At 70.8% G+C, this 12,069-nt stretch carries 11 protein-coding genes; 3 read left to right on the top strand and 8 right to left on the bottom strand.

Translation table 11 applies throughout. The features are described from left to right. The first annotated feature begins 41 nt into the window (after window positions 1-41). On the top strand, window positions 42-956 hold the full coding sequence (locus AOA12_RS05200; protein WP_054680957.1) for a DUF559 domain-containing protein: 915 nt from the start codon (window positions 42-44) through the stop codon (window positions 954-956). 38 nt (window positions 957-994) lie between these two features. Here the strand turns inward: AOA12_RS05200 and AOA12_RS05195 are convergent, their stop codons facing one another. From AOA12_RS05195 to AOA12_RS05160, 8 genes are all read right to left on the bottom strand, one after another. Beyond that, window positions 995-2,098, bottom strand: coding sequence for an adenosine deaminase (locus AOA12_RS05195; protein WP_054680956.1), 1,104 nt, complete (start codon window positions 2,096-2,098; stop codon window positions 995-997). 23 nt (window positions 2,099-2,121) lie between these two features. Next, window positions 2,122-3,411: a thymidine phosphorylase gene (locus AOA12_RS05190; protein WP_054680955.1), complete on the bottom strand. Its 1,290-nt coding sequence runs from the start codon at window positions 3,409-3,411 to the stop codon at window positions 2,122-2,124. Beyond that, the gene (locus AOA12_RS05185) at window positions 3,408-3,833 is read right to left on the bottom strand and encodes a cytidine deaminase (RefSeq protein ID WP_054680954.1); all 426 of its coding nucleotides are present in this window, start codon (window positions 3,831-3,833) and stop codon (window positions 3,408-3,410) included. Before AOA12_RS05185 ends, AOA12_RS05190 begins: the two co-directional genes overlap by 4 nt. 5 nt (window positions 3,834-3,838) lie before the next feature. Then, a complete protein-coding gene (locus AOA12_RS05180; protein ID WP_082405966.1) occupies window positions 3,839-5,185 on the bottom strand; it encodes an ABC transporter permease in 1,347 nt (448 codons plus the stop codon). Further along, window positions 5,182-6,387: an ABC transporter permease gene (locus AOA12_RS05175; RefSeq protein ID WP_054686794.1), complete on the bottom strand. Its 1,206-nt coding sequence runs from the start codon at window positions 6,385-6,387 to the stop codon at window positions 5,182-5,184. Before AOA12_RS05175 ends, AOA12_RS05180 begins: the two co-directional genes overlap by 4 nt. A gap of 56 nt (window positions 6,388-6,443) precedes the next feature. Then, the gene (locus AOA12_RS05170; protein WP_054680953.1) at window positions 6,444-7,958 is read right to left on the bottom strand and encodes an ABC transporter ATP-binding protein; all 1,515 of its coding nucleotides are present in this window, start codon (window positions 7,956-7,958) and stop codon (window positions 6,444-6,446) included. A 112-nt stretch (window positions 7,959-8,070) separates the two neighbouring features. Beyond that, a complete protein-coding gene (locus AOA12_RS05165; protein WP_054680952.1) occupies window positions 8,071-9,201 on the bottom strand; it encodes a BMP family lipoprotein in 1,131 nt (376 codons plus the stop codon). Between the two features lie 646 nt (window positions 9,202-9,847). Next, window positions 9,848-10,960, bottom strand: a complete 1,113-nt coding sequence (locus AOA12_RS05160) for a mannose-1-phosphate guanylyltransferase (protein WP_054680951.1) — start codon at window positions 10,958-10,960, stop codon at window positions 9,848-9,850. A gap of 197 nt (window positions 10,961-11,157) precedes the next feature. On the opposite strand from AOA12_RS05160, the gene sdhC reads away from it, so the two are divergent. Then, window positions 11,158-11,592: a succinate dehydrogenase, cytochrome b556 subunit gene (gene sdhC, locus AOA12_RS05155; RefSeq protein WP_082405961.1), complete on the top strand. Its 435-nt coding sequence runs from the start codon at window positions 11,158-11,160 to the stop codon at window positions 11,590-11,592. After that, the gene (locus AOA12_RS05150) at window positions 11,592-12,065 is read left to right on the top strand and encodes a succinate dehydrogenase hydrophobic membrane anchor subunit (protein WP_054680949.1); all 474 of its coding nucleotides are present in this window, start codon (window positions 11,592-11,594) and stop codon (window positions 12,063-12,065) included. Before sdhC ends, AOA12_RS05150 begins: the two co-directional genes overlap by 1 nt. Window positions 12,066-12,069 lie beyond the last annotated feature (4 nt).

Genomic DNA, 12,069 nt, shown 5'->3' with positions numbered 1-12,069 from the left:
ATCGGCCTCCACCGCGGCCCCGCGCAGGCGAGAGTGGCGGGATGACGCCGCTGCTCCTTGCCGAACAAGCCGGACGCATCCTGACGGCCGCGTATCTCACCCCCGCCGACCTCGTGGGCCAGGGGATCACACGATCCGAGCGGCGACGACTCGTGCAGGCCGAGCGACTCGTGCGGGTGCGTCAAGGCCGCTATGTCACGGCTGACCTCCCGAGCAAGCTGCTCCAGGCGGCCCGTCTGGGCGCCCGCCTCGATTGCCTCTCGCTCCTGCACGCCCTCGGCGTCTTCGTCCTCGACGCGCCCGCGCTGCACGTGCAGGTGGAGAGAGGCGCGAGCCGGCTGCCTCCGCGCACCGCCGACGTCATCGCGCACTGGCGGGAGTCGTCGTGTCCGCGGGCGGCGCTCACCGCGGACCTCGTCGAGGCGCTGGCCCAGTCGGTGCGATGCCAGGGCATCCGGGATGCCCTGGCGACGATCGACAGCGCCTGGCACCTGGGACTCGTCGACGAGGAGTCGGTGGCGGCCGTGTTCGCACGGCTGCCGCGGCGCTACGCGTCGCTCCGGCGGCTGCTCGACCGGCGAGCGGAGTCGGGATCGGAGACGATCATGCGGCTCATCCTGCGGAGCCTCGGATGCCACGTCGATCTTCAGGTGGTGATTCCGGCGGTGGGTCGCGTCGATCTCGTCGTCGACGGATGGCTCATCGTGGAGTGCGACAGCAGAGCGCACCACGAGGGCTGGGAGCAGCAGAAGAAGGATCGGCAGCGGGACATCGCGGCGGCCCGGGCGGGCTACACGACGGTACGGCCGATCGCCGAGGACATCCTGCACCACCGTGAGGAGACCCTCGCGGCGATGAAGGAGGTCGTGGCGCAGGGGCCGCGACCGGCCGCGCGCCCGAACTCCTCCGATTCGACGCGGCGGCGCACCAGATCCGGCCGGAACCGGCGTGTGTGACGCGAAACGGAGGAGTGCGGGCACGCGCCCGACGGCGGCTAGGAGCTGAAGCCGTCGGCGACGATCTCGATGAGCTCCTCGCGCTCCTCGACGGAGAGGAACGCCGCCGCGGCGGCGTTGAGCTGGAAGGCCTCCAGGTCGTCGAGCGTGTACTCGAACGCGTCGACCAGCAGCGCGAGCTCGCGCGTGAGCGACGTGCGGCTCTGCAGCCGGTTGTCGACGTTGACCGTGACGGCGAAGCCCAGCTGGTACAGCAGGTCGAACGGGTGGTCGACGAGCTTCGTGCCCCACGCGGCGATCGCGCCGGTCTGCAGGTTCGACGACGGCGACAGCTCCAGCGGGATCTCGCGGTCGCGCACCCAGCGCGACAGGTCGCCGAGCTGCACGCGCACCTCGTCGAACTCCTCGTCGACGACCGTGAGGTCCTCCGCGATGCGCACGCCGTGACCGAGCCGCAGAGCACGTCCGTCGAGCAGCGCCGAGCGGATCGAGTCGAGCCCCGCGGCCTCCCCCGCGTGCACCGTGACGGGGAAGAACTCGGATGCCAGGTAGTCGAACGCGGCGCGGTGCCTCGACGCCGGGAAGCCGTCCTCGGCGCCCGCGATGTCGAAGCCGACGGCCCCGCGGCCGCGGAACGCCACGGCGAGCTTCGCGATCTCCAGGGAGCGGTCGGCGTGACGCATCGCCGTGATGAGCTGGCCGACGCGGATGTCGCGGTCGCCGCCGGCCACGGCGTCCTCGCCCTCCTCGATGCCCTCCTGCACGGCCTCGACGGCCTGCTCCAGGGTGAGCCCGTCGCGCAGGTGCTGCTCGGGCGCCCAGCGCACCTCGCCGTAGACGACGCCGTCGGCGGCGAGGTCCTCGACGAACTCCCGGGCCACGCGGCGCAGCCCGTCGGCGGTCTGCATCACGGCCGTGGTGAGGTCGAACGTCTTCAGGTACTCCACGAGCGAGCCCGAGTCGCTGCGCTCCTCGAACCAGTCGGCCAGCTCGCCCGCGTCGTCGGAGGGAACCTCGACGCCCGCCTCGTCGGCCAGCTCGATGATCGTCTGGGGGCGCAGGCCGCCGTCGAGGTGATCGTGCAGCGACACCTTCGGCAGCGAGCGGATCGACACGCCCTGCAACGTCGGATCGGTGGTCATGGGGGTTCTCCTCGTCGTCAGGGTCAGGCGGTGATGCGTTCGAGCACGAGCGGCGCGGATGCCGCGCCGAGATCCGCTCCGATATCGTAGGCCCCCCGCACGGCGTCGAGCGCCCGCGGGAACCGGCTCTCATCATCCGCCACGAGGGTGAACAGCGGCTGACCGGCCGTCACCGTCTGACCCGGCTTGACGTGCAGGTCGATGCCCGCCGCGTGCACCACCGGGTCCTGCGCCCGGGCGCGCCCCGCGCCGAGCCGCCACGCCGCGATGCCGAACGGCAGCGCCTCCATGCGCCGCACGGTGCCGGAGTCCTCGGCCACCACCGTGTGCGTCTCGCGCGGCGTGGGCAGCGGGGCGTCGGGATCGCCGTCCTGCGCCCGGATCATCGCCCGCCATGCGTCCATCGCCCGGCCGTTCCGCAGCGCGCCCTCGACGTCGGCCTCGGGGCGGCCCGCGAGGGCGAGCATCTCGCGCGCGAGCGCGACCGTGAGCTCGACGACGTCGGCGGGCCCGCCGCCCGCGAGCACCTCGACCGACTCGCGCACCTCGTTGGCGTTGCCGATCGCGAGGCCGAGCGGCGTGCTCATGTCGGTGAGCAGCGCCGTCGTCGCCACGCCCGAGTCGGTGCCCAGCGCGACCATCGTGCGCGCGAGCTCGCGCGCCTTCTCCACGTCCTGCATGAACGCGCCCGACCCGAACTTCACGTCGAGCACGAGGGCGTCGGTGCCCTCGGCGATCTTCTTCGACATGATGCTCGACGCGATCAGCGGGATCGCCTCGACCGTGCCCGTGACGTCGCGCAGCGCGTAGAGCCGCTTGTCGGCCGGGGCGAGACCCGAGCCGGCGGCGCAGACGACCGCGCCGACGTCCTGCAGCTGCGCGAACATCTCGTCGTTCGACAGCGCCGCGCGCCAGCCCGGGATCGACTCCAGCTTGTCGAGCGTGCCGCCGGTGTGGCCGAGCCCGCGGCCGGACAGCTGCGGCACCGCGACGCCGAACGACGCGACGAGCGGGGCGAGCGGCAGCGTGATCTTGTCGCCGACGCCGCCCGTGGAGTGCTTGTCGACGGTCGGCTTGCCGAGGCCCGAGAAATCCATCCGCTCGCCCGACGCGATCATGGCATCCGTCATCACCCTGATCTCGTCGCGCGTCATCCCGTTGAGCAGCACCGCCATCGCGAACGACGCCATCTGCGCGTCGGCGACGTACTCGCGCGTGTAGGCGTCGATCATCCAGCGCAGCGCGGGCTCGGGCACCGCGCCGCCGTCGCGCTTGGTGCGGATGACGTCGACGGCGTCGAAGGGCTCGCTCATCGTTCTCCCTGCGTGGTCGGACCGGCCTGCGCGGCCTCGAGGTCGCGGGGGCCGAAGGCGTCCGGCAGCACCTCGTCGATCGTGCGGATGCCGGAGACCGTCTGCAGCAGCATGCCGGGCTGCGCGAACTCGTACAGCAGCTGCCGGCAGCGTCCGCACGGCATGATCGTCTCGCCCTCGCCGTTGACGCACACGAACGCCGCCAGGCGCCCGCCGCCCGACATGTGCAGGTCGCCCACGAGCGCGCACTCGGCGCACAGACCGACGCCGTACGACGCGTTCTCGACGTTGCAGCCCGCGACGACGCGGCCGTCGTCGACGAGCGCGGCCGCGCCCACGCGATAGCGCGAGTACGGTGCGTAGGCGCGCTGCATCGCCGCGACCGCGGTGCGGCGCAGCTCGTCCCAGTCGATGTCGGTCACGGCGCTCATCCCTTGATGTACGGCTTGCCGACGGCGGCCGGCCCGCGGATCTGCCCCGCGAACCCGGCGACCGCAATGAGCGTCACGACGTAGGGCAGCATGAGCATGAACTCGCCCGGGATCGGCGTCTTGAGGATCGTCAGCAGGTTCTGCAGGTTGGTCGCGAAGCCGAACAGCAGCGCCGCGAGCGCGGCGCGGAGCGGGTCCCAGCGGCCGAAGATCACGGCGGCCAGCGCGATGAAGCCGAGGCCGGCCGTCATGTCCTTGCCGAACTGCGGCACCGACACGAGCGTGAAGTACGCGCCGCCCGTGCCCGCGATCGCGCCCGCGAGCAGCACGTTCCAGAACCGGGTCGGGTTGACCTTGATGCCGACCGTGTCGGCGGCCTGCGGGTGCTCGCCGACGGCGCGCAGGCGCAGGCCCCACTTCGAGCGGTACAGGCCCCAGGCGACGGCCGCGACCGTGAGGAACATGAGGTAGACGATGAACGTCTGGTTGAACAGCACGGGCCCGATGATCGGGATGTCGCTGAGCAGCGGGATCTCGATGCGCGTGAAGCGCACGGGGCGGTTCAGCTCCTGCTCGTTCGGCACGAGCAGCGCCCCGTAGAGGAAGCCGGTGAGGCCCGCGACGAGCACGTTCAGCACGACGCCGACGATCACCTGCTCGACGAGGTACTTGATCGCGAAGGCGGCGAGCACGCTCGCGACGAGCACACCGCCGAGCATCGCGCCGAGCAGGCCGACGAACGGGTTCTTGGTGATGCTCGACAGCAGCGCGGCGGTGAAGGCGCCCAGCAGCAGCTGCGCCTCGATCGCCACGTTGACGACGCCCGCGCGCTCGCCGATGACGCCGCCCATCGCGCCGAACACGAGCGGCACCGAGAGCGACACGGCGCCGAAGAGCAGGCTGGTCACGGGCACCAGGCCGCCCGCCGCGGCCCAGACCAGGAAGGCGAAGACGCCGATGACGCCGAACACGACGACGAGCCATGTCCGGGGGCGGCGATACGCCCACGCGTCGACGAACGCCCACGCCGACAGCGCGACGAGCACGACGAGCAGTCCCCAGCTCGTGGGCCCCGTCGGCAGCGCGACGTCGCCGAGCGCGAGCGCCGACGACGCGTCGCTCAGCCGGAAGGTGCTGGTCCCGCCGCGCGGCACGGCGACGAAGAGCACCGCGAGCAGCACGGTGACCACGGCGAACGAGACGGGCACCTTGAGGCGCCGCTGCCGCACGGTCGCGAGCTGCACCGTGCCGTCGGCCGCCTCGGTGGGGGCGAGCGACGTGCCCGCGGGCCCGGCGCCTCCGGACGACGCGCCGGCGGCGCCGGGAGCGGACGTGGGGGTCATGCGGCCACCGCCTTGTCGTCTGCGGGCTCGGGCCGTCGCCGGGCCGCCTTGGCGCGGGCCCGGGCGGCCTTCTCGAGATCGGTGCGGGGCAGGAAGAACACGGCGCGCAGCAGTGGCGGCGCCGCGATGAACAGCACGACGAGCGACTGCACGACGAGCACGATGTCGACGGGGATCCCCTGGGCCTGCATCGAGAACGAGCCCGCCTTGAGCGCCCCGAACAGGATGCCCGCCGCGAACGTGCCCCACGCGCGGCTGCGGCCGAGCAGGGCGACGGTGATCGCGTCGAACCCGATCCCGGCGTCGATGCTCTCGGTGATGCCCGAGTTCACCGCCCCCTGGATCTGGTTCATCCCGGCGAGGCCCGCGAGCCCGCCGGCGAACAGCATCGCGTAGATGTAGACGCGCTGCACGCTGATGCCGGCCGCGCGCGCCGCGTGCGGGTTCTCGCCCACGGCCCGCATGCGCAGGCCGAGCGACGAGTGCTCCACGAGCCACCACACGAACACGGTCGCGGCGATGACGACGATGAAGCCCCAGTCGAGCAGCGGGAAGCGCTCGCCGAACAGCTCCGGGAACTGCGCGCTCGCCGGGGTCGGCGCGGAGATCGGCTGGTTGGAGCCGGGCTTCTGCAGCAGCGAGGGCGTGCGGATCATCCACAGCAGCAGGTAGAACGCGACGTAGTTGAGCATGATCGTGAGGATCACCTCGTGCGCGCCCGTGCGGGCCTTGATGATGCCCACGATGCCGCCCCAGATCGCGCCGCCCGCGATGCCCGCGACGAGCGTCACGGGGATGTGCAGCCACATCGGCAGGTCGAGCGAGAAGGTGAGCAGGCCCGCGACCGCGACGCCGATGAGCATCTGGCCGCGCGCGCCGATGTTGAACAGGCCCACGCGGAAGGCGAGCGCGACGCCGAGGCCGGCGGCGATGAGCGGCGCGGCGAAGCCGAGCGAGTTCGTGAGGGGCCGGATCTGGGTCGCGAAGTCCTTGCCGCGGGGGTTGAACACGGCGCCGCGGAAGAGCGCCTCGTAGCCGTTGTAGACGGCGTGCCAGATCGCCGCGATCGTGTCGCCGGGGCGGGCGAAGAAGTAGCCCGCCGTGCGCTGCACCTCGTCGTTGGTCACGGCGATGAGCACGCCGCCGACGAGCATGGCCAGCACGAACGCGAGGATCGTGGTCACGGCGCTGCCGCGCAGCATCTCCTTGAGGATGACGTTGCCGCGCGGGGGCGGCGGGGTCTCGGTCGTCGTGTCGGTCACGCGGCCACCTCCGGTTCGGCCGCACCGGCCATCATGAGTCCGAGCCTCTCGCGGGGCGTGTCCCCCGGGACGATGCCGACGATGCGCCCGCGGTACATGACCGCGATGCGGTCGGCGAGGGCGGCCACCTCGTCGAGCTCCGTGGAGACGACCACGACAGGGATGCCGGCATCCCTCGTCTCGACGATCCTCTTGTGGATGAACTCGATCGAGCCGACGTCGACGCCGCGCGTCGGCTGGGCCGCGACGAGCAGCCGCAGCTCCCGGCTCATCTCGCGGGCGATGACGACCTTCTGCTGGTTGCCGCCGGAGAGCGTGCCGGCCGGGGTGTCCGGTCCCTGGGTACGGATGTCGTACTCGGCGATGCGCTCGCGGGCGAACGCGTCGAGCACGGCGCGCCGGATCGTGCCGGCGCCCGAGAACGCCGGGTCGCTCGAACGGTCGAGGATGAGGTTCTCGGCGACCGAGAAGCCCGCGACGAGGCCGTCCTCCTTGCGGTCCTCGGGCACGAACCCGACGCCGGCGTCGAGGATCGCCCGCACGCTCCTGCCGACCAGCTCGGCGCCGTCGAGCCGGATCGAGCCCTCGACCCGCGGGGCGAGGCCGACGATCGCCTCGACCAGCTCGGTCTGCCCGTTGCCCTGCACGCCGGCGACCGCGAGCACCTCGCCGGGCCGCACCGCGAGGCTCACGCCGTCGACGACGACGGCTCCGCCGGCGGTGACGACGCGCAGGTCGCTGATCTCCAGGCCTCCCTCGCCGATGCGCGGCGGGTCCTTGTGCACGGTCAGCTCGACGGCGCGGCCGACCATGAGCGACGCGAGCTCGGCGTTCGTCGCGGTGGGCGACGCCTCGCCGACGACCTTGCCGAGCCGGATGACGGTGATGCGGTCGGCCACCTCGCGCACCTCGCGCAGCTTGTGCGTGATGAAGACGATCGCGGTGCCCTCGTCGCGCAGCTGCCGCATGATGCCCATGAGCTCGTCGGTCTCCTGCGGCGTGAGCACGGCGGTCGGCTCGTCGAAGACCAGCACCCGCGCGTCGCGCGAGAGCGCCTTGATGATCTCGACGCGCTGCTGCACGCCGACCGGCAGGTCGCCGACGATCGCATCGGGGTCGATGTCGAACCCGAATCGCGCCGCGACGGTGCGAACATGCTCGCGCGCCTTCTGGATGTCGAGGGCGCCGAGCGCCCGGGTCTGCTCGTGGCCGAGCATGACGTTCTCGGCGACCGTGAAGACGGGCACGAGCATGAAGTGCTGATGCACCATGCCGATGCCGGCATCCATCGCGTCGCCGGGTCCGCGGAAGTGCTGCACGACGTCGTCGAGCAAGATGTCGCCCTCGTCCGCCTGGTAGAGGCCGTAGAGCACGTTCATGAGCGTCGACTTGCCCGCGCCGTTCTCGCCCAGGAGCGCGTGGATCTCGCCGGGCTCGACGATCAGATCGATGTGGTCGTTGGCGACGAGACTGCCGAATCTCTTGGTGATTCCGCGGAGCTCCAGCTTCATATGTGCACCCTACCCAGTAGCCCTCGATCGCGGGAGGGCGATGCCGTTGCCGTGGAACGCTCGGGGCGAGCAGCTGTCTGGCTGCTCGCCCCGAGCGGTGGATCTCAGACGATCACGGGGAGTTCGGGGACTCCACCGTGATGGTGCCCGCGATGATCTGCTCCTCGAGCGCGGCCAGCTCGTCGAGCAGGCCGGCCGGCAGCTGCGACTCGAAGTCGTGGAAGCTCGACAGCTTCACGCCCTCGTTCTCGAGCGTGCCGACATACGGCGCCGGGTCGAACTCGCCGCCCGCCGCGCTGATGGTCGCGTCGTAGACCGCCTGGTCGATCGCCTTCATGATCGACACGAGCGTGATGTCGGCGACGCTCGTGTCGGCGACGGCGAGGTCGCTGTCGACGCCGAGCATGAGCGTCGACAGGCCGCCGTCGGCGATGGCCGCCGCGGCGCTCTGGTAGATGGGACCGCCGACGGGGAGGATGACGTCGACGCCCTGGTCGAGCACGGTCTGCGCCGTCTGCTTCGCCGTGTCGTTGGCGTCGAAGCCTCCCGTGAACGCGCCCTCCTGGCCGGCCATGTCCCAGCCGAAGAGCTGCACGCTCGCGCCCTTCTCCTCGTTGTACTTCTCGACGCCGAGCTGGAAGCCGTCCATGAACACGGCGACCGAGGGGATCTGCATGCCGCCGAAGGTGCCGACCTTGCTGACCTCCGACTGCGCCGACCACGCGGCCGCGGCGTAGCCGCCGAGGTAGGCGGCCTGGGCGGTGTCGAAGACGAGGGGCTTGATGTTGGGCGCGTCGACCGTGCCGTCGAAGTCGCCGTCGGCCCAGTCGTCGATGATCGCGTAGTTCAGCTCGGGGTTGGCGAGCGCCGATTCGATCGTCGCGGCCGAGAGCTTGAAGCCGACCGAGACGATGAGGGAGCAGCCCTCCGAGACGGCCGTCTCGAGGTTGGGCGCGTAGTCGTTGTCGGTCGTCGACTCGAACTCGAGCGGCGTGATGCCGAGCTCGGCGGCCGCGCGGTCCATGCCCTCCTTCGCCGACTGGTTGAACGACTTGTCGTTCCAGCCGCCCGCGTCGGAGATGAGGCAGGGCAGGAAATCGTCGGCGGCGGCGGGGGCCGACGACTCGGCGGGGCTCGTGCCCGCGGGCGTGTCCTCGGGCGCGGCGCCGCAGCCGGCGAGCGCTGCGACGAGCACCGCGGCACCGCCGATGCCGAGGAGCTTCTTGGTGGTCGAGATGGTCAAAACTGCCTCCACAACGCGTCGCCCCGCGCACATCGCGGGGATCAGCAGAAACGTTACCGATTGTGACGCTGGATGGGCACCCTGCCCAAACAGTTCGCGAGCAATGGTTACAAACCCGCAATAGACGCGACGTCCGCTGGCCAGATCTCCCCTTCTCCCTCCCGCCCCGCTGATCGAGTGCCCGCGCGCAGCGCGGGCGTATCGAGATCCATCCCGCGGACCGTTACACGGGTTTCGATACGCCGCCTGCGGCGGCTACTCAACCAGCGGGGCGAGGAGAGAAGAAGCACCACCCTCAACCAGCAGAACCAGCAGGAGGGAGAGCAGGAGGGATGAGGGACCGTCCCCCCACCCCGCTGATCGAGTGCCCGCGCGAAGCGCGGGCGTATCGAGATCCATCCCGCGGCCCGTTGCACGGGTTTCGATACGCCGCCTGCGGCGGCTACTCAACCAGCGGGGTGGAGCGAGGTGAGGAGAGGCGCCGTCCCCAACCAGCGGAAGGGAGAGCGGGAGGGATGAGGGGGCATTCCACCCCGCTGATCGAGTGCCCGCGCGCAGCGCGGGCGTATCGAGATCCATGCCACGGACCGTTACACGGGTTTCGATACGCCGCCTTCGGCGGCTACTCAACCAGCGGGTGGCGGGGTCACAGGACCTCGCCGCGCCCGCTGAGCTTGAGGGCGTCGACGACGTGCTTCACGCGCTGGGCGTGCTCGCTCGTCGTGACGAGCAGCGCGTCGGGGGTGTCGACCACGACGATGTCCTTGACGCCGATGAGGCTGATGATGCGCTGCGTGTGGCTCACGACGATGCCGCTGGAGGCGTCGGCGAGGATGCGCGCGTTCTCCCCCAGGATCGCGAGGTTGTCCTTGCGCCCGCCGGAGTTGAGCTTGGCGAGGCTCGCGAAGTCGCCCACGTCGTCCCAGTCGAAGTGCCCGGGCACGACGGCGAGGCGCCCCTTGTCGGCGGCCGGCTCGGCGACGACGTAGTCGATCGCGATCTTCGGCAGCCGCGGCCACACGCGGTCGACGACGGGTCCGCGCCGGTCGCGGTCGTCCCACGCCTCGGCGAGCTCGAGCAGGCCCGCGTGCAGCTCGGCGTCGTTCGCCTCGATCTCGGCGAGCAGCACGTCGGCGCGCGAGATGAACATGCCCGCGTTCCACAGGTACGACCGCTCGGCGAGATACTGCTTGGCCGTGTCGAGGTCGGGCTTCTCCACGAAGCGCTCCACGAGCGCGGCCTCCCGCGCTCCGTCGACGATCAGCTCGCCGCCGCGCTTGATGTAGCCGAACCCGACGGCCGGCTCGCTCGGCGTGATGCCGACGGTGCAGATGTACCCCTCGCGCGCCACCTCGACGGCGTCGCGCACCGCGAACTCGAACACGCGCGTGCCCCGGATGACGTGGTCGGCGGCGAACGAGCCGATGATGACGTCGGGCTCGCGGCGGTGCAGGATCGCGGCCGCCAGGCCGATCGCGGCGGCCGAGTCGCGCGGCTCCGACTCGAGGAAGACGTTCTTGTCGGGGATGCCGGGCAGCTGCGCCTCCACGGCGGCGCGGTGCGCGCGCCCCGTGACGACCGAGATCCGGTCGGCCCCCGTGAGCGGCTCGAGGCGGTCCCACGTGTCGCGCAGGAGCGACGACCCCGACCCGGTGAGGTCGTGCAGGAACTTCGGCGCGTCGGCCCGCGACAGCGGCCAGAGCCGGCTCCCCACCCCTCCGGCGGGGATCACGGCATAGAAATCGTCGATCGGTCGCATCACAGTCCCCCAGGCTACAGGCGGATCCCGGCGCGATTTCTCTCGATATCGAGAGAAGTTAGGGTGCCCTTCCTCGCCTCCGCCCGAAACCGAGAATAAGATGTGAATGCGCCCGTGCGCGACGGTGGAGTCATCGCTATGACCAAAGCAGGTCGACCGCCGTGACGGGGTGTCCGTTCACACCAAGGAGGACGACCGTGTCTGCACCAACACGCGTCACACCGTCGGTAGCAGAAACCACATCCCGTGCCCCGCGCGGAACCCTGTACCGGGGCAACGAGGGCATGTGGTCGTGGGTGCTGCATCGCATCACCGGCATCGCCATCTTCTTCTTCCTGCTCGTGCACGTGCTCGACACGGCACTGATCCGGGTCACTCCCGAGGCCTACAACGCCGTCATGAGCACGTACAAGAACCCGATCATGGGCCTGGGTGAGACGGTGCTCGTCGCCGCGATCGTCTACCACGCCTTCAACGGACTGCGCATCATCGCCGTCGACATCTGGCCGTGGGCCACGCGCCACCAGCGTCAGCTGTGGTGGGGCGTGCTGGCGGTCTGGGCCGTCACGGTGGGCGGGTTCGCCGTGCGCCACCTCTCGATCGTCTTCGCCGCCGGATGGGGAGGCCACTGATGACCGCACTGAACTCTCAGCAAGGGGAGTCCCTCGCCGCCCCGCGCTCCGCAGAGGTGCGCAAGAAGGGCTCCAACCTCGAGAAGTGGGGCTGGATCTACATGCGCGTCTCGGGCGTGCTGCTGGTGGTGCTCATCTTCGGCCACCTCTTCGTGAACCTCATGGTGGGCGACGGCATCCACGCCATCGACTGGGGCTTCGTGGCCGGCAAGCTCGCGAACCCGTTCTGGCAGTGGTGGGACATCCTCATGCTCTGGCTCGCCCTCATCCACGGCGCCAACGGCATGCGCACCATCATCAACGACTACGTGACCGGCGCCAAGGTGCGCGCGACCCTCGTGTGGGCGCTCTGGATCGTCGCGGGTCTTCTCATCCTGCTCGGCACGCTCGTCGTGTTCGCCTTCGACCCCTGCAACGGCGTCACGAGCGACAGCGCCTTCTGGCAGCAGTGCCAGGCGCTGGACATCCACTAATCGA

This window comes from Microbacterium sp. No. 7, assembly GCF_001314225.1.
GTDB lineage: Bacteria > Actinomycetota > Actinomycetes > Actinomycetales > Microbacteriaceae > Microbacterium.
The sequence above is the reverse complement of the archived record's forward strand: the minus strand, read 5'-3'. Positions and strand labels throughout refer to the sequence as shown.

Coding starts and splice junctions, on each gene's coding strand:
- AOA12_RS05200 (WP_054680957.1), top strand. CDS start 42: ATGACGCCGCTGCTCCTTGCCGAACAAGCCGGACGCATCCTGACGGCC.
- AOA12_RS05195 (WP_054680956.1), bottom strand. CDS start 2,098: ATGACCACCGATCCGACGTTGCAGGGCGTGTCGATCCGCTCGCTGCCG.
- AOA12_RS05190 (WP_054680955.1), bottom strand. CDS start 3,411: ATGAGCGAGCCCTTCGACGCCGTCGACGTCATCCGCACCAAGCGCGAC.
- AOA12_RS05180 (WP_082405966.1), bottom strand. CDS start 5,185: ATGACCCCCACGTCCGCTCCCGGCGCCGCCGGCGCGTCGTCCGGAGGC.
- AOA12_RS05175 (WP_054686794.1), bottom strand. CDS start 6,387: ATGCTGCGCGGCAGCGCCGTGACCACGATCCTCGCGTTCGTGCTGGCC.
- AOA12_RS05170 (WP_054680953.1), bottom strand. CDS start 7,958: ATGAAGCTGGAGCTCCGCGGAATCACCAAGAGATTCGGCAGTCTCGTC.
- AOA12_RS05160 (WP_054680951.1), bottom strand. CDS start 10,960: ATGCGACCGATCGACGATTTCTATGCCGTGATCCCCGCCGGAGGGGTG.
- AOA12_RS05150 (WP_054680949.1), top strand. CDS start 11,592: ATGACCGCACTGAACTCTCAGCAAGGGGAGTCCCTCGCCGCCCCGCGC.